The 16,550-nt window shown below is 67.1% G+C and carries 16 protein-coding genes; all 16 read right to left on the reverse strand.

Going from position 1 to position 16,550, the window contains the following annotated elements; all coding sequences use genetic code 11:
• Nucleotides 1-30: 30 nt before the first annotated feature.
• The 16 genes from der to AC1M2K_RS16040 all read right to left on the reverse strand — a co-directional run bounded on the left by der (nucleotide 31) and on the right by AC1M2K_RS16040 (nucleotide 16,398).
• Nucleotides 31-1,542 carry a ribosome biogenesis GTPase Der gene (gene der / locus AC1M2K_RS15965; protein WP_480241717.1) on the reverse strand — a complete coding sequence of 504 codons (1,512 nt, stop codon included), beginning with the start codon at nucleotides 1,540-1,542 and terminating at the stop codon, nucleotides 31-33.
• 48 nt (nucleotides 1,543-1,590) lie between these two features.
• Entirely contained in the window at nucleotides 1,591-2,262 is a 672-nt protein-coding gene (gene cmk, locus AC1M2K_RS15970) for a (d)CMP kinase (RefSeq protein ID WP_480236168.1), read from the reverse strand.
• Nucleotides 2,263-3,372: a prephenate dehydrogenase gene (locus tag AC1M2K_RS15975; RefSeq protein ID WP_480241718.1), complete on the reverse strand. Its 1,110-nt coding sequence runs from the start codon at nucleotides 3,370-3,372 to the stop codon at nucleotides 2,263-2,265.
• 10 nt (nucleotides 3,373-3,382) lie between these two features.
• A complete protein-coding gene (locus AC1M2K_RS15980) occupies nucleotides 3,383-4,231 on the reverse strand; it encodes a pseudouridine synthase (RefSeq protein ID WP_480241719.1) in 849 nt (282 codons plus the stop codon).
• Nucleotides 4,212-4,835, reverse strand: coding sequence for an SMC-Scp complex subunit ScpB (gene scpB / locus AC1M2K_RS15985; protein WP_480241754.1), 624 nt, complete (start codon nucleotides 4,833-4,835; stop codon nucleotides 4,212-4,214). The genes AC1M2K_RS15980 and scpB overlap by 20 nt, the downstream gene beginning before the upstream one ends.
• A gap of 52 nt (nucleotides 4,836-4,887) precedes the next feature.
• Nucleotides 4,888-5,724: a segregation and condensation protein A gene (locus tag AC1M2K_RS15990; RefSeq protein WP_480236165.1), complete on the reverse strand. Its 837-nt coding sequence runs from the start codon at nucleotides 5,722-5,724 to the stop codon at nucleotides 4,888-4,890.
• Complete coding sequence (locus AC1M2K_RS15995) at nucleotides 5,708-6,592, reverse strand: ParA family protein (RefSeq protein WP_480236164.1); 885 nt, start codon at nucleotides 6,590-6,592, stop codon at nucleotides 5,708-5,710. Before AC1M2K_RS15995 ends, AC1M2K_RS15990 begins: the two co-directional genes overlap by 17 nt.
• 123 nt (nucleotides 6,593-6,715) lie before the next feature.
• On the reverse strand, nucleotides 6,716-7,621 hold the full coding sequence (gene xerD / locus AC1M2K_RS16000) for a site-specific tyrosine recombinase XerD (protein ID WP_480241720.1): 906 nt from the start codon (nucleotides 7,619-7,621) through the stop codon (nucleotides 6,716-6,718).
• A gap of 1 nt (nucleotide 7,622) precedes the next feature.
• A complete protein-coding gene (locus AC1M2K_RS16005; RefSeq protein ID WP_480241721.1) occupies nucleotides 7,623-8,261 on the reverse strand; it encodes an NUDIX domain-containing protein in 639 nt (212 codons plus the stop codon).
• Nucleotides 8,254-9,942 carry a CTP synthase gene (locus AC1M2K_RS16010; protein ID WP_480241722.1) on the reverse strand — a complete coding sequence of 563 codons (1,689 nt, stop codon included), beginning with the start codon at nucleotides 9,940-9,942 and terminating at the stop codon, nucleotides 8,254-8,256. Before AC1M2K_RS16010 ends, AC1M2K_RS16005 begins: the two co-directional genes overlap by 8 nt.
• Nucleotides 9,943-9,948: 6 nt before the next feature.
• Nucleotides 9,949-11,670, reverse strand: a complete 1,722-nt coding sequence (gene recN, locus AC1M2K_RS16015) for a DNA repair protein RecN (RefSeq protein ID WP_480241723.1) — start codon at nucleotides 11,668-11,670, stop codon at nucleotides 9,949-9,951.
• Nucleotides 11,663-12,580 carry an NAD kinase gene (locus AC1M2K_RS16020; protein ID WP_480241724.1) on the reverse strand — a complete coding sequence of 306 codons (918 nt, stop codon included), beginning with the start codon at nucleotides 12,578-12,580 and terminating at the stop codon, nucleotides 11,663-11,665. The genes recN and AC1M2K_RS16020 overlap by 8 nt, the downstream gene beginning before the upstream one ends.
• 5 nt (nucleotides 12,581-12,585) lie before the next feature.
• The gene (locus tag AC1M2K_RS16025; RefSeq protein WP_480241725.1) at nucleotides 12,586-13,428 is read right to left on the reverse strand and encodes a TlyA family RNA methyltransferase; all 843 of its coding nucleotides are present in this window, start codon (nucleotides 13,426-13,428) and stop codon (nucleotides 12,586-12,588) included.
• Nucleotides 13,425-13,583 carry a hypothetical protein gene (locus tag AC1M2K_RS16030; protein WP_480241726.1) on the reverse strand — a complete coding sequence of 53 codons (159 nt, stop codon included), beginning with the start codon at nucleotides 13,581-13,583 and terminating at the stop codon, nucleotides 13,425-13,427. The genes AC1M2K_RS16025 and AC1M2K_RS16030 overlap by 4 nt, the downstream gene beginning before the upstream one ends.
• A gap of 21 nt (nucleotides 13,584-13,604) precedes the next feature.
• Nucleotides 13,605-14,633 (reverse strand): HAD-IIA family hydrolase, encoded by a 1,029-nt coding sequence (locus tag AC1M2K_RS16035; protein ID WP_480236156.1) that lies wholly within the window; start codon nucleotides 14,631-14,633, stop codon nucleotides 13,605-13,607.
• Nucleotides 14,605-16,398: a primosomal protein gene (locus AC1M2K_RS16040; RefSeq protein ID WP_480241727.1), complete on the reverse strand. Its 1,794-nt coding sequence runs from the start codon at nucleotides 16,396-16,398 to the stop codon at nucleotides 14,605-14,607. The genes AC1M2K_RS16035 and AC1M2K_RS16040 overlap by 29 nt, the downstream gene beginning before the upstream one ends.
• Nucleotides 16,399-16,550: the final 152 nt, after the last annotated feature.

Raw genomic sequence — 16,550 nt, forward strand, 5'->3', positions numbered from 1 at the left:
CTCACGAGCCACGCCGCGACCACGTCCGGATTACGTGCGCTTGCGCTTCTCGCGCACGCGCATGTTGACGTTCACAGGGGTTCCTTCGAATCCGTAGATCTCCCGGAGGCGACGCGTGATGTAGCGACGGTAGCCGGGGTCGAGGAAGCCGGTGGTGAACAGCACGAATGTCGGCGGTCGGCTCGAGGCCTGCGTGCCGAAGAGCACACGCGGCTGCTTGCCACCGCGGACGGGGTGCGGGTGCTCGGCGGTGAGTTCGGCGAGGAACGCGTTGAACTTGCCGGTCGGGATGCGGGTGTCCCACGACTCGAGTGCGAGCTCGAGGGCGGGGACGAGCTTCTCCATGTGCCGACCGGTGCGGGCGGAGATGTTGACGCGAGGAGCCCAGGCGACGTGCGCCAGGTCCTGCTCGATCTCACGCTCGAGGTAGCGGCGACGTTCGTCGTCGAGGAGGTCCCACTTGTTGAACGCGAGCACGAGGGCGCGACCGGACTCGAGCACGAGGTCGATGATCCGAACGTCCTGCTCGCTGATCGGCTCGGAGACGTCGAGCATGACGACGGCTACTTCGGCCTTCTCCAGCGCTGCACTGGTGCGCAGCGTGGCGTAGAAGTCCGCACCCTGCTGCAGGTGCACGCGACGACGGATGCCGGCGGTGTCGACGAATCGCCACACCTTGCCTGCGATCTCCACCTGCTCGTCGACCGGGTCACGGGTTGTTCCAGCGAGCTCGTTGACGACGACGCGTTCTTCACCTGCGGCCTTGTTGAGGAGGCTCGACTTGCCGACGTTCGGCCGGCCGAGGATGGCGACCCGGCGGGGTCCGCCGACTTCTTCCTTGGCGACGGCAGAGACCTTGGGGAGCTTGGTCATGATGAGGTCGAGCAGGTCGGCGACGTTGCGACCGTGGAGTGCGGAGACCGGGTACGGCTCGCCGAGGCCGAGCGACCACAGGGATGCCGCGTTCGGCTCCTGGCGCACGTCGTCGACCTTGTTGGCGACGAGGAAGACCGGCTTGTCCATCTTGCGGAGCATCCGGACGACCTGCTCGTCGGTCGCCGTGGCGCCGACGTTGGCGTCGACGACGAAGAGAACGGCGTCGGACAGGTCGATGGCGACTTCGGCCTGGGCGGCGACGGAGGCGTCGATGCCCTTGGCGTCTGGTTCCCAGCCACCGGTGTCGACGAGAGTGAACTGGCGTTCGTTCCACTCGGCCTTGTACTTGACCCGGTCGCGGGTGACGCCTGGGGTGTCCTCGACGACAGCCTCACGGCGGCCGAGGATCCGGTTCACGAGCGCGGACTTGCCGACGTTCGGGCGGCCGACGATGGCCAGCACCGGGAGCGCTGGGAGGTAGTGGATCGCGTCGGGGTCGTCTGTGACGGACTCGAGGATCTCGAGGTCCTCGTCGCCGAGGTCGTAGTCGGCGAGTCCGGCGCGGAGCGCTTCGGCGCGGCGGTGCGCGAGGTCCTCGTCGAGGTCTCCGAGCCGCTCGGCGAGCTGGTCGTCCAGCTCGGCGGTGTCTTCAAAGTCGTCAGCCATAATCGGTCTCTCTCTGCGATCGGTTCCGAGCTGGGCAGCCGGGTCGATCTAGGTTTTCTGCGAAGTACGGATCACATCGAGCACGGCGTCGACGGTCTCGTCAAAGTTCAGCGTGGTGGAATCGACCGTGGTGACGCCAGGTGCGGCGGTCATGAAGTCGACGACGCGCGAATCTGCGCGATCACGTTTCTGCAACGCACTCGCAACCTCCGAAGCCGATTCGGATGCGAGTTCTGCAGAGCGTCTAGACATTCTAGCCTCTTCAGTGGCTGTGAGAAGAATGCGAGCTGTGGCGTCAGGGGCGACGACCGTGGTGATGTCCCGGCCTTCGACCACGATCCCCGGTGCGGTTGACGCCGCGATGATGTCGCGGAACAGTCCGGTGACGTGTGCGCGAACCTCCGGGACCCTCGCGATGTTGCTCACGACGGCTGAGACCCGGGACTCGCGGATGCTGTCGGTCACGTCCGTCTCCCCCACGCGAACGTGGTACCCGTCAGGGTCTGTGCCGATCGTGTAGTCGAAGCCGCCGAGCGCGTCGACGACCGCTGCGGCATCCGCCGAATCGATGCCCGAGTCGAGCACGTACCAGGACAGGGCGCGGTAGGCGGCTCCCGTGTCCAGGTAGTCGAAGCCGAGCCGCCTGGCCGCAGCCTTTGACACGCTCGACTTGCCGCTCCCTGCCGGTCCGTCGACGGCCACCACTGTTCTGTTCAGCATTCAGATGCTCGCAATCCGCCAGCCGCGCGCTTCGAGGTCTTCGATGGTGCGCTGCTGGACTTCGGGAAGCACGGCGATCTCGGCGAGGCCGATCTGGGCACCCGGGGAGTGCTCGAGCCGGAGGTCTTCCATGTTGACCCCGATGTCACCGAGTTCGGTGAGGAGAAGGCCGAGTTGCCCTGGCTTGTCGTCGACCATGACGACGATGGAGGCGTAGCGGCGGTCCTGGCCGTGCTTCCCCGGCAGGCGGGCGACGCCCGTGTTGCCTGCGGCGATGGTGTCTGCGAGAGCACGGCGAGACCCGGGAGCCTCCGGATCGCGCAGGGCATCGGCGACCTTCGCGAGGTCGGCGGCGAACTGATCGAGCACTTCGACGACCGGTCCGGCGTTCGAACCGAGGATCTGCACCCACAGTTCGGGGGCGCTCGCGGCGATCCTGGTGGTGTCGCGGAGGCCCTGCCCTGTGAGCCGGACGGCGGAGTCCGGGGCGCTGACCAGTCGCTTGGCGAGGAGGCTGGCGACGAGCTGGGGCACGTGGGAGACGAGTCCGACGGAGCGGTCGTGCTCTTCGGGGGTCATCTCGATCGGCGAGGCGCCGAGGTCGAGCGCGAGGTCTTCGATCAGGGCGAGCGCGTCTGCCGGGGTCTCCTCATCGCGGCAGATCACCCAGGGGCGGCCGAGGAAAAGGTCGGCGCGGGCGGAGATCGCTCCCCCGCGTTCGCGTCCGGCCAGCGGGTGCGAGCCGATGTACCTGGTGAGGTCCACGCCGCGCGCGGTGAGCGTGCGGAACGGCTCGAGCTTGACGCTGGCGACGTCCGTGACGACGGCGTGCGGGAAACGGGCGAGCTCAGCCTCGATGACAGATGCCGTGACATCCGGGGGCACACTGACCACGACGATGCTTGGGTCGTCGCCCTCGCGTTCGGGGCGTCCGGCGCCGTAGTCGACCGCGAGCCGGAGCTGGGCCGGTGACGCGTCAGACAGCGACACGTCGATCCCCTGGGCCTTCAGGGCAAGGCCGACGCTTGCGCCGAGCAGACCGGCGCCGACGACGCGGACATGTCCGGTGAGTCGGGCGGCGTTCGGGCGGCGCTCCGGGGTGTCGTTCACGGGGATCTTTCTACTCGGCAGTCTCTCCGGCAGCATCCTGGCCGGAGTCGGTGCTGATCTTCAGTTGCGTCTGCCGCGAGATGGTCAGCAGTTCGCCGAGTTCCACCTTAGTCAGGTCGCGCGTGTGGCCGGCCCGGAGGGTGCCGAGGTTGACGGGGCCGAACTGGCGGCGGACGAGCTCCTGCACCGGGTGGCCGACCGCGGCGAGCATCCGCCGCACGATGCGGTTCTTGCCCGAGTGCAGGGTGATCTCGACGATGCTCGTCTCATCGCCATTCGCGGACGTGCGGCCGTCGAGCAGGCGTGCCTTGTCTGCAACGATGACGCCGTCGTCGAGTTCGACACCGCGGCTGAGCTTCTGGATCGTCTGCGCAGTGACCTTGCCGTTCACCTTGGCGATGTACGTCTTCGTGACCCCGAACGATGGGTGCGCGAGGACGTGGGCGAGGTCGCCGTCGTTGGTGAGGATGAGCAGTCCGCTGGTTTCGGCGTCGAGACGGCCGACGTTGAACAGTCGTTCCTCGTAGTCCTTCGTGAACTGGGTGAGGTCGGGTCGGCCGCGTTCGTCGGCCATGGTGCTGACGACGCCGACCGGTTTGTTGAGCACGACGTACCGTTTCGTGGTGTCGAGCTGCACCGCGGTGCCGTTGACCTCGACCTGGTCGGTCTCCGGATCGATCCGTCGGCCGAGCTCCTTGACGACCTGGCCGTTGACACGTACCCGGCCCTCGGTGATGTACTGCTCGGAGACCCGGCGGGAGGCGACGCCTGCTGCGGCGAGGACCTTCTGCAGCCGCACACCCTCAGGGGCGTACGGGTCGTGTTCCGGGGTCCCGGTGTTATCGGAAGTCACTGTCAAATCCTTCGGAGCCGTCGGCGAGCAGGGGGGAGATCGGGGGGAGCTCGTCGAGCGAGTTGATGCCGAGCTGTTGCAGCATCAGAGGGGTGGTGCCGTAGTTGATCGCGCCGGTCTCGCTGTCGCTGAACAACTCGGTGATGAGGCCGCGACCGGCAAGGGTGCGCACGACGGAGTCGACGTTCACGGCCCTGATGGCTGCGATGGAACCGCGGGTGATCGGCTGCTTGTATGCGATCACCGCGAGGGTCTCGAGTGCGGCCTGTGAGAGTCGGCTGGGGTTCTCCGATGTGACGAAGTCGGCCACCGCCTCGTCGTATTCGGCGCGGACGTAGAACCGCCAGCCTCCGCCGACCTCGCGCAGTTCGAAGCCACGCTGCACCGTGCCGTCGAGGCCGTCGTAGTCGGCGACGAGGCGGTTGATGGCTTCGTGCACCGCTTTCACCGGGCGGCGGAGCGCCGTGGCGAGGCTGACGAGGCTCTGTGGCTCGTCAGCGATCATCAGGATGGCTTCGACGGCCCTGTCGATGTCGACCTGGGGCGCCTGCGTTGCCGGCGTCACGGCCTCCGTCGTGGCATCCGTGGCGTCCTGGCTGGTGTCTGTCATGGCTGTATCGAGTGCGTCTGTGTCCAGTGCGTCTGTGTCGAGTGCGTCTGTGTCAATTGTCATAGTCTGCTCCCAGATTGGCGAGGTTGTCCTCTGACCAGTTCTCGGCGCTCCAGCGTAACGTGAGCTCCCCAAGCGGTTCGAGTTGTTCGAAACTGATCGCTGCGTGACGGTACAGCTCGAGTACTGCCAGGAACCGGGCGACGACGACGCCCTTCTGGTCGGCGCCGGCGATGAGCTGGCGGAAGGTCACCGGTTCGCCCGACCGCAGCATGACGACCACGTGGGCCGCCTGCTCCCGGATGCTGATCAGCGGCGCGTGGAGATGATCGAGGCCGACGACGGGGATCTCCCGCGGCGTCAGCGCGAGCGTGGCCAGCGCGGCGAAGTCGTCGAGGGTGAGGGTCCAGACGAGTTCGGGGGTGCGGGCGCGGAACTTGTCCTCGAGCCTCACCGATCGCGGATGCCTGCTGGCTTCGGCGTCGAGGTGGCCGGCGAACCAGGTGGAAGCCTCCTTGAACGCCCGGTACTGCAACAGTCGTGCGAAGAGGAGGTCACGGGCTTCGAGGAGGGCGACGTCCTCAGCATCGACGAGTTCGCCCTGCGGAAGGAGGCCGGCGACCTTGAGGTCGAGGAGGGTGGCTGCGACGACGAGGAATTCGCTGGCCTGGTCGAGCTCTGCGGCGGAGTCGACGCCGGACAGGTAGGCGATGAACTCGTTGGTCACCTTCGAGAGCGAGATCTCGGTGATGTCGAGCTCGTGCTTGCTGATCAGCGAGAGCAGCAAGTCGAACGGTCCCTCGAAGTTGCCGAGGGCGACCTGGAACCCGACCGGTGCTGCCGGGGTCGTGCCGTCTACGGCGTGCGGAGCATCAGGCGACAGCGCCACGGGCTACCAGCTCCCGTGCGAGCTGGCGGTAGGCCTTGGCCGACGCGTGCTCGGGAGCGAACTCGGTGATCGGGCTGCCTGCGACGCTCGCATCCGGGAACTTCACCGTGCGGCCGATGACCGTCTCGAGGACGTCGTCTCCGAAGGCGTCGACGACGCGCTCGAGGACCTCGCGGGAGTGCAGGGTGCGGGAGTCGAACATCGTCGCGAGGATGCCGTCGAGTTCGATCGCCGGGTTGAGCCGGTCCTTGACCTTCTCGATGGTCTCGATCAGCAGGGCGACGCCGCGAAGGGCGAAGAACTCGCACTCGAGCGGGATGAGGACGCCATGGCTCGCGGTGAGTGCGTTGACGGTGAGGAGACCGAGCGACGGCTGGCAGTCGATGAGGATGACGTCGTAGTCTCCCCCGACCTTGCGGAGCACGCGCGCGAGGATCTGCTCCCGTGCGACCTCGTTGACGAGGTGGACTTCGGCGGCGGACAGGTCGATGTTCGCCGGGATGATGTCGAGACCGTCGACGGAGGTGTGCTGGATCGCGTCTGACGGCTGGTGCTTGTTCGAGAGCAGCAGGTCGTAGATCGTCAGCGCGTCGTGGGTGTTCACGCCGAGGCCGGCGGACAGGGCGCCCTGCGGGTCGAAGTCGATGCACAGCACGCGGCGGCCGTAGTCGGCGAGGGCGGCCCCCAGGCTGATGGTGGTCGTGGTCTTGCCGACGCCACCCTTCTGGTTGCACAGCGAGATGATGCGGGCGGGGCCGTGGCTCTTCAGCGGAGCAGGTTCGGCGAACTCACGAAGAGTGCGACCGGTCGGGCCCTTCTTTTCGATGGTCGTCTCCGCCGAGAAGAGCTCTTCATTTTTAGTGGCCACCTGGTTCGTCCTCACTCCCGTCGCGTCCCTCATCGTGTTAGCTCCTGATTCTAACGGGGCGCTCCCCCGAAGCCGGTCGCTGCCACGCTGTGGCGGGGCATCCGCTCGCGGGCGCGTCGCAGGCTACCTGGCCCGCGGGTGCGCGGTCGTGTACATGTCACGGAGGGTGTCTGCCGTGACCATCGTGTAGATCTGCGTCGTGGCCACGGACGAATGCCCGAGCAGTTCCTGCACGACGCGGACATCCGCCCCGCCCTGCAGCAGGTGTGTGGCGAACGAGTGGCGCAACGTGTGCGGAGACACGTGTGCGGCCAGGCCGGCACGTTCAGCGGCGGAACGGATGATGAGCCACGCGTTCTGCCTCGACACCCTCTGCCCGCGGATGCCGACGAACAGCGCAGGTGTCGCCGTTCCCCTCACCGAGAACACCGGCCGGGCACGCACCAGGTAGGCATCGAGCGCGTCGCGGGCGAACCGTCCGAGCGGCACGATCCGTTCCTTGTCGCCCTTGCCGCGGAGCCGGACGATGTCCTCGTCGAACACGTCGTCGACGTTGAGCGACACCGCTTCGGTCACGCGGGCGCCCGTCGCGTAGAGCAGTTCGAGCAGGGCGCGGTCCCGGAGAGCCTGCACATCGTCGCCGGAGACGGCATCCAGCAGTGCGGTCACCTGGTCGACGCTCAGCGCCTTGGGCAGCCGACTCGGCAGCTTCGGCGGTTTCACCTCGCGGGCGACGTCGGTCTCGATCGCTCCTTCTTCGAGCAGGAACCGGTGAAGCCCCCTCACCGACGACAGCACCCTGGCGAGCGACGACGCGGTCAGCGGGGCAACCTCGCGGTTGCCCAGTTCGCGCACGTACTCGGACACCTGCTGCTGCGTCACGTCACGGATCTCACCGACACCGCGCGCGCCCAGCCACTCCACGTAGCCGTCGAGGTCACGGCGGTACGCGGCCACCGTGTTCGACGCCAAGCCCCGTTCGATCGAGACGTGCCGCAGGTACTGGTCGAGGTCGCGCGCGAGCGGCATGTCAGCGCGCCGGTGTGCCGAGCTTCGGATGCCGCGGCCACGGGGCGTCCGCCGCCGCGAGCGTCTGCCATCCCCGTTCCCGTGCCACATGTGCGGAAAGGGTTCCGATGACGAGGGATGGGTTCTGCAACCGCCGGTCGAGGACGGCGTCGACGAGGTCGGCGAGCGGAACCCAGCGCAGTTCCATGTCTGCTTCCTCGTCGGTGCGGTCGAAGGATTCGTCCGCAGCGGAGAGTCCGCGGGCGAGGTAGATCCTGATCGCCTCGTCGCTGCCGCCTGGACTGGTGTAGAACTCGCCGAGCACGGCCCAGTCGGTGGCGAGGATGTCGGCCTCCTCAGCGAGCTCACGCTGTGCAGCGGCCAGCGGATCCTCGTCGACGACGTCGAGCAGTCCGGCAGGGATCTCCCACTCGCGACGGCCAACAGGGTGCCTGTACTGCTTGATCAGCAGCACCCGTTCCTCGTCGTCGAGCGCGAAGACCGCGACGGCGCCGGTATGGTCCATGTACTCGCGCGTGATGTCGTCGCCGTTGTAGGCGAAGACGTCGCGGCGGATGTCCCACACCGCCCCGTCGAAGACCCGCTCGCTGGAGCGGATCTCGACGTCGGCGACAGTGTCCTCGAGGGGAAGGTCAGTCATTGTTCACGTCGAACAGCAGGCTGGCCTGACGACGTTCGAGCGCGGCACCGATGAGCCCACGGAACAGCGGGTGGGCGTTGTTCGGGCGGGACCGGAGCTCGGGGTGGGCCTGGGTTCCGACGTAGAACGGGTGCTCGGCACGATCCAGTTCGACGAACTCGACGAGCTGACCGTCCGGGCTGGTGCCGGAGAAGACCATACCGGCGTCGGCGATCTGCTCGCGGTACCGGTTGTTCACCTCGTAGCGGTGGCGGTGGCGTTCCGAGATTTCGTTCGAGCCGTACAGCTCGGCCGTGATCGAGCCCTCGTCGAGCTTCGCGGGGTACAGGCCGAGGCGCATCGTTCCCCCCAGGTCTCCCCCGGCGATGATCTCCACTTGCTCGGCCATGGTCGCGATGACCGGGAATTCGGTGTCCGGGTCGAACTCCGACGAGCTGGCGCCGGTGAGCCCCGCTTCGTTCCTGGCGTATTCGATAACCATGCACTGCAGGCCGAGGCAGAGGCCGAGCGTCGGGATGTTGTTGTCGCGCGCGAACTTCAGCGCTCCGAGCTTGCCTTCGATCCCGCGGATGCCGAATCCGCCGGGCACGCAGATGCCGTCGAGTTCGCTGAGCGCCTTCGACGCACCGTCAGGGGTCTCGCACTCGTCGGAGGGGATCCACTGCAGTTTGACCTTGGTCTCGTGCGCGAACCCGCCGGCACGCAGCGCTTCGGTGACCGACAGGTAGGCATCAGGCAGGTCGATGTACTTGCCGACGAGTCCGATCGTGACCTCGTGCTTGGGTTCGTGCACAGCCTTGAGCACCGGCGACCACGCGGCCCAGTCGACCTCGCCGGCCTCGAGGCCGAGCAGGTCGATGATGTACGCGTCGAGCCCCTGGTCGTGGAGCATCGTGGGGATGTCATAGATGCTCGGCACGTCGACAGCGTTGACCACTGCCGCCTCGTCGACGTCGCACATGAGCGCGATCTTGCGCTTGTTGCCTTCGGAGACGGGGCGGTCGCTCCGCAGCACGAGGGCATCCGGCTGGATACCGATCGACCGCAGGGCGGCCACGGAGTGCTGCGTGGGCTTGGTCTTCTGCTCGCCAGAGGCGTTCATGAACGGCACGAGCGACACGTGCACGAAGAACACGTTCTTGCGCCCGAGCTCGTGCCTGACCTGCCGCGCCGCCTCGATGAACGGCTGCGACTCGATGTCGCCGACGGTCCCGCCGACCTCGGTGATGATCACATCAGGTTTGGGGTCGTTGGTCGCCTGCAGCCGCATCCGGCGCTTGATCTCGTCGGTGATGTGCGGGATGACCTGCACGGTGTCGCCCAGGTACTCACCGCGTCGTTCCTTCGCGATGACCGTCGAGTAGATCTGGCCGGTGGTGACGTTCGCCGCCTGGCTCAGGTTGACGTCGAGGAATCGCTCGTAGTGACCGATGTCGAGGTCGGTCTCGGTGCCATCGTCTGTGACGAAGACTTCGCCGTGCTGGAACGGGTTCATCGTTCCAGGATCGACGTTGAGGTAGGGGTCCAGTTTCTGCATGACAACACGCAGTCCCCGAGCCGTGAGGAGGTTACCCAGGCTTGCCGCCGTGAGTCCCTTGCCCAAAGAAGAAACGACACCACCGGTCACAAAAATGTGTTTGGTCGTGTCGTTTGAATTGTCCGCGTCTGTAATGTTCACCACGGGCTTTTATCCTATCACCTGAGAAGAGCGGTCTGACCGTGCGAGCGAAAGCAGCTCTTCGGCGTGGGCGAGTCCTGAGTCGCTGTCTGCGAGTCCTGACAGCAATCTGGCCATTTCGGCGACGCGATCGTCACCGGTCAACTGACGGACACTGGATGCCGTGACGGTTCCGTCACTGGATTTCACGACAGCGAGATGGTTGGTGGCGAATGCGGCGACCTGGGCCAGGTGGGTGACGACGATGACCTGCGCGGTCTCGGCGAGCCGGGCGAGTCTTCTGCCGATCTCGATGGCGGCCGATCCGCCGACGCCCGCGTCGACCTCGTCGAAGACGAAGGTGGGCACAGGGTCCGTTCCGGCGATCACGACCTCGATCGCGAGCATGACCCGTGAGAGTTCGCCGCCGGACGCTCCCTTGGAGATCGGGCGCGGTTCAGCACCCGCGTGAGGTTGCAGCAGGAACACGACCTGGTCACGGCCGTGCTGGCCGAGCTCGGGCTGGTCGGTCACCTCGATCACGACTGTGGCGTCCGCCATGGCCAGTGCGGTGAGCTCATCCGAGACCGCTGCCCCGAGCTGTGCAGCTGCCGCGCGCCGGGTTTCGGAGATGCGGCCGGCGAGGGTGTCGACCAGGGCGGCATCCTCGTCGACGATGAGAGTGAGGTCGTCGATGCGGTCGGAGTCGCCGTCGAGTTCGAGCAGGCGGCCGTTGCCCGCCTCGTGTGTGGCGAGGACTTCGTCGATCCCCGGCCCGTACTTGCGCATGAGGATGCCGAGCTCGGCGCGCCTGTCCTGAAGGATCTCGAGTTCGCGGGCGCCGTCGGTGTCGAGTCCTGCAAGGTACTGCGAGAGTTCGAGGGCGATCTCGGAGACGGCGTAGCTCGTGTTGGCGATCTGCTCGCCGAGCGTGCCGAGTTCGGCGTCGTGGGAGGCGACCCGTTCGAGCTGCCTGCGGGCGGCATCCAGCAGGGTCACGACATCCGGTGCATCCGATTCCTCGGCCGATAGCGCCTCGCGGGCGAAACTTGCGGCGATGCGGAGGTCTTCGAGGTTGGTGAGACGTTCGGCGCGAGCAGCCAGTTCGTCGTCCTCGCCCGGCTGGGGCGCGATCGTGTCGATCTCGGCGATCGTCAGTCGCAGGTCGTCGGCTTCGGCGGCGCGGCGGTCACGTTCCTCGATGAGGGTGTCGCGCTCGGCGGCGTTGGTGAGGTAGCGGGAGAACACCGAGCGGTAGTCGGTGAGCAGCACGGCGAGGTCGTCGCCGGCGAAACGGTCGAGGGCGTCGCGCTGGGCGGCCTGGGAGCGGAGGCGGACCTGCTCGGACTGGCCGTGCACGACGACGAGCTGTTCGCCGAGTTCGGCGAGCACCCCGACAGGAGCGCTGCGGCCGCCGACCTGCGCGCGGCTGCGACCCGATGCGAGGACGGAGCGACCGAGCGTGAGCTCGGCGTTGTCCCCGAACGGGTCGACATCTCCCCCGGCCTCACGGACACGGTCGGCGACGGCGCCGTTCGCCGGCACGATCCAGCGGCCGTCGACACTGGTCTGCTCGTTGCCCTGGCGGATGACACCGGAGTCCGCGCGTCCGCCGAGGAGCAGGCCGAGTGCGGTGACGACCATGGTCTTGCCTGCACCGGTCTCACCGGTGATGGCGGTGAATCCTGAGCCGAGCGGGAGGGTGGCTTCGGCGATGACGCCGAGGTCACGGATGCCGATTTCCTCAATCACTGGCTGCCGGACCCCTCCACCCGGAGACGGGCAGGTGGAACTTCTTGACCAGGCGGTCGGTGAACGGGCTCTCGTGCAGCCGGGCAAGCCGGACGGGCACCGAGGAGCGCCGGACGACGACGCGCGCGCCCGGTTCGAGATCGTGGGCACGTCGACCGTCGCACCACAGCACGCCGGTGCCGTTGGTGCGCTTGAGGACCTCGACGGCCAGCGACGAGTCCGGGCCGACCACGATCGGGCGGGCGAAGAGGGCGTGAGCGCTGAGCGGGACCATGGTGATCGCTTCGACGCTCGGCCAGATGACCGGACCTCCTGCGGAGAAGGAATATGCGGTGGACCCTGTCGGGGTCGACACGACGACACCGTCGCATCCGAAGCTGGAGAGCGGGCGGCCGTCGACCTCGATGACGACTTCGAGCATCCGTTCCCGGCTGGCCTTCTCGACGGTTGCTTCATTGAGCGCCCAGGTCTCGTACACGACCTCACTGTCGCGTTTCACCCGGACCGAGAGCGTCATGCGCTCTTCGACGAGGTAGTCGCGGGCGATCACACGGTGCACGGCGTCGGCCAGGTCGTCCCGTTCGCTCTCGGCCAGGAAGCCGACGTGGCCCAGGTTGACCCCGAGCATGGGCGCTGAGTATCCACGGACGATCTCGGCGGCGCGGAGGATGGTGCCGTCTCCTCCGAGCACGATGACGAGCTCGAGGTCGGCTGGTTCGACGGTTTCATGCAGGATGGCCACATGGCCGAGCGGTGATCCGGCTGCGTGGATCTCGTCGCGCTCGTCGCGCCGGAGCACGGGCACGGCCCCTGCCGCCTGCAGCTGCGCGATGACCTGCACGGCGGCTTGGAGGGAATCGGATCGGCCGGTGTGCGACACCACGAGGATGTTGCGAGCTTCTGAGCTCATTCCGGTCACGCTCCAGCCATTTCGGTGATTCTCTGCAACCATTCTGTCGGATTGGCGGCGTCGCCGTCGCGACCGTCGCCGGCGTCGCGCAACCAGACGACGTATTCATGGTTGCCGTGGCCGCCGACGATCGGAGATGCGATCAGGCCGGCGGTGCCGAGACCGAGATCCCAGGCATGCCAGAGAACAGTGGCTATCGCGTCGGCGCGCAGGGCGGCGTCGCGGACGATCCCCTCACGGATTCCTCCGCGTCCGACCTCGAACTGAGGTTTGATCAGAAGGACGAAATCGCTGCCGGGCTGCACCGATCGGCGCAACGGCTCGAGAACGTGGGTGAGCGAGATGAAGGAGAGGTCGCCGACGACGAGGTCGGGCGCCTCCTGGATCCCGGATGCCCCAGCCAGGCTCTCGGGGGTCAGGTCGCGCACGTTGAACCCCTCCACGACGGCGACGCGGGAATCCTGGGAGATCTCGGCCGAGAGCTGACCGTGCCCGACGTCGAGCGCGATGACCGTCCGTGCTCCGCGTTCGAGCAGTACCTGGCTGAAGCCGCCTGTGGATGCGCCTGCGTCGAGGGCGACACGGTCGGCCGGGTCGACGGGGAAGGCGTCGAGCGCTGCGAGCAGTTTGTGCGCACCGCGGCTGACGTAGTGGTCGGCACCGGCGACCACGACGACCTGGTTGGCGCGGACCTTCGCCGCCGGTTTGACGACGGCCCGACCGTCGACGGTGACCAGGCCGTCAGCGATGACCCGCGCCGCCAGGGTGCGCGACCGGGCCAGTCCGCGGGAGACGAGGGCTGCGTCGAGGCGTTGGGTGCCGTCGGTCGCTTCGGGCTCCACGCTCACGATCGCGACGAAGCCGCGTCGCCGCCTTCGAGTCTCGTGCGCAATTCCTCGTGGAGCTGCACGTAGGCACGGGCGCGCTCATCGAGCGGCTGGTCTTCGACCAGTCGTAACTGGGACACAAGTGCGTCGTCGGTTTCCCGCATCTCTTCGCTCACGTCCCTAGGTTACCCGCGCGGTCAGGAATACAGCCGCTCAGGAACGTTGAAGCCGTAAATCGCCCGACCGGATGCCCAGATCGCCGCACACGCCGCGCGAAGCAGGTCGATGGCGGTGTCGCCGTCACGGACGATGACGACGTCGTTGCCCTCGATCCGCACCACCGAACTGCCGACCGTCGCTTCGCTGCCGTTCCGTGACATCCGTGTCGCCGGATACGGTTCATGCAACTGGCGGAGGTCCTCGATGATGTAGGTCGGACGTGAGAACTTGTCTGCGGCGAGTACGTGTTTGGCCTTGTCGATACCGGTCAGCACGAGTGCCGAGTCGATGCCTGCACGGTTCGCACCGAGGATGTCTGTGTCGAGCCTGTCGCCGATGAACAGCGGTTTCGCTGCGTCGAAGCGGGCCGTGGCCTCGTCGAAGATCGGGGTCTCGGGCTTGCCTGCGACGGTCGCGAGGCGGCCGACCGCGGTGTGCACCGCAGAAACGAGGGTGCCGTTCCCCGGGGCGATGCCCCTGGCCTGCGGGATCGTCCAGTCGGTGTTCGTCGCGATCCACGGAATCTCGACGCCGTCTTCACGTGGGTGCAGGGCATATGCGGCTTCGGCGAGCTGCTTCCAGCCCACATCGGGAGCGAACCCCTGCAGTACGGCGGCGGGGTCGTCGTCGGCCGAGCGGGTGACGGCGTATCCGCCTTTCACGAGCTCGTTGACCAGCCCGTCGCCACCGACGACGAGGATGGTCGACCCTGCTGGCACGTAGTCCGCGAGCAGGCGCACAGCAGCCTGGGGGCTGGTGACGACTTCTTCGGGTGCCACCGTGAGCCCGAGTTCGCTCAGATGCGTGGCAACGGATGCATCGGTGCGCGACGCATTGTTGGTGATGTATCCGACGCGGATGCTCTCCGCCGCGAGGTTGAGGCTGTCGATGGCGTGCGGGATCGCATGCGCTCCGGCGTATACGACGCCGTCGAGGTCGGCGAGCAGCACGTCGACGCCGTCGAGCGGCGTCGACGCCTTACTTCTCCTGGTCAGAAGCGGCGTCATCGAGCGGCTCCTCATCGGCGGGCGAGGTATCCGTCGCGTCGTCGGTCGCGTCCACGTCGGTGTCGTCATCGGAAACGTCCACGACGGTGTCGTCGGCGTCGACGTCGGACGCGGCATCCGCGTCGTCGAGATCGACATGCTCGCCATCGACGTCTTCGGCGTCGACATCGGTGCCGTCATCCTCGTCGTCGATCTCGAGGATCTCGAAGACCTCCATCGTCTCGGCTTCGTTCTCACCTGACCGTTCCGCCAGCGCGGCGGCGGCAACGTCGGAACGCTTCCGCCACACGGCAGCTTCGTCGGCTCGGCCGAGTTCTTCGAGGACTTCTGCTTCTGCGGCGAAGAGCTCAGGGCTCCATTCGAAGGCCCGGTCAGGGTTGAGTTCGGGCACCTGCAGTTCCGCGAGGGCGAGTTCGGGCTGGCCGAGATCGAGGCGCGCGCCCGACATCGCGATCGAGAGGGCGACGCGCACAGACGGCGACAGAGTCGCGCGGTCGACGGTACGCCCGAGTTCGAGCGCCCGTTCAGGGCGACCGACGCCTCGTTCGCTGTCGACCATCAGCGGCAGCTGGTCGTTCGAACCGGTGATGCGACGGTGGGTACGCAGTTCGCGGAGCGCCAGTGCGTAGTCACCGATCTCGTAGGCGGTGATGGCCAGGGTCTCGCGCACCACGCCGATGCGGCCGGCCCTGCGGGCTGCTGAAAGGGCGTGCTGGTGAGCGAGGGTCGGGTCCTCTTCAATGAGCATGGCTGCCATCGCCAGGTGACGCGCGACCCGTTCGGCGTTGTCCGTCGTCAGTGTCTTGAGCTCGTTGCGGGCGACGCGGTCGAGGTCGTTTGCCGTGACGGAGACCGGGATGTCCGGGTCGTCATGCTGGGCGCGGACCATGCGGAGCTCGCGCTGCATGCGCTGTTCCTCGGTGACCTCTTCCTCTTCGCGGTAGGCATCACGGTCACCGCGTGCGGGTGCACCGCCGCGGGTCCACAGCTTGTCGCCGTCGCGGGCGGGACGGTCGCTGCGCGGACGGTCGGAGCGCGAAGCATCCGAACGAGGACGGTCGGAACGCGGAGCATCGGAACGAGGACGGTCGGAACGGGGACGGTCGCTGCCGAACCGCGGCTTGTCTCCGGCTGCGGGACGGTCGCTGCGCGGCTTGTCGCCGTAGCGGGGCTTGTCACCGTACGACGGACGGTCACCCGTGCGGGGCTTGTCACCGTACGACGGACGGTCACCCGTGCGGGGCTTGCCGTCACGGCCTGTGCCACCGGTGCGCGGCTTGTCACCGTAGGAGGGGCGGTCACCCGAGCGCGGCTTGTCACCGTAGGAGGGGCGATCACCCGAGCGCGGCTTGTCACCATACGACGGACGGTCTCCAGAGCGTGGCTTGTCACCGGCGCCATAGCGAGGCTTGTCGCCGTAGGCAGGACGATCGCCGGTACGCGGCTTGTCACCGTACGACGGACGATCACCCGTCCGAGGCTTGCCGTCGCGGCCGGCACCACCTGTGCGCGGCTTGTCATCCCGGCCCGCTCCATAGCGCGGCTTGTCACCGTAGGCCGGACGATCCCCTGTGCGCGGCTTGTCGTCGCGACCGGCGCCGTAGCGCGGCTTTTCGCCCCGCGGCGCAGAATCCCTGGCGCCCGATGAGCGGTCTTTGGAGTACCCCTTGCCGGAGCCGCCATCCGAGCGCTTCGGTGCACTCCCCTGGCGGTCGTTCGAGCTGCGATCCGGACGTTTGTCCTTATCGTTCGCAGAATCCGACATCGTGGTACTCCCTATTGTGTTGAAAATCATTCAGGTGTTAAACGCAAAATGGCCACCCAGTACTGGGTGGCCATTTTACTAAGTTAAGTCCGGCGGTGTCCTACTCTCCCACAGGGTCCCCCCTGCAGTACCATCGGCGCAAAGAGTCTTAG

This window comes from Mycetocola sp. Y171 (genome assembly GCF_056713165.1).

Excerpts from the sequence above, each read along its gene's own strand:
- der (WP_480241717.1), bottom strand. The coding sequence starts at position 1,542 with ATGGCTGACGACTTTGAAGACACCGCCGAGCTGGACGACCAGCTCGCC.
- cmk (WP_480236168.1), bottom strand. The coding sequence starts at position 2,262 with ATGCTGAACAGAACAGTGGTGGCCGTCGACGGACCGGCAGGGAGCGGC.
- scpB (WP_480241754.1), bottom strand. The coding sequence starts at position 4,835 with ATGACAGACACCAGCCAGGACGCCACGGATGCCACGACGGAGGCCGTG.
- xerD (WP_480241720.1), bottom strand. The coding sequence starts at position 7,621 with ATGCCGCTCGCGCGCGACCTCGACCAGTACCTGCGGCACGTCTCGATC.
- AC1M2K_RS16005 (WP_480241721.1), bottom strand. The coding sequence starts at position 8,261 with ATGACTGACCTTCCCCTCGAGGACACTGTCGCCGACGTCGAGATCCGC.
- AC1M2K_RS16020 (WP_480241724.1), bottom strand. The coding sequence starts at position 12,580 with ATGAGCTCAGAAGCTCGCAACATCCTCGTGGTGTCGCACACCGGCCGA.
- AC1M2K_RS16035 (WP_480236156.1), bottom strand. The coding sequence starts at position 14,633 with ATGACGCCGCTTCTGACCAGGAGAAGTAAGGCGTCGACGCCGCTCGAC.
- AC1M2K_RS16040 (WP_480241727.1), bottom strand. The coding sequence starts at position 16,398 with ATGTCGGATTCTGCGAACGATAAGGACAAACGTCCGGATCGCAGCTCG.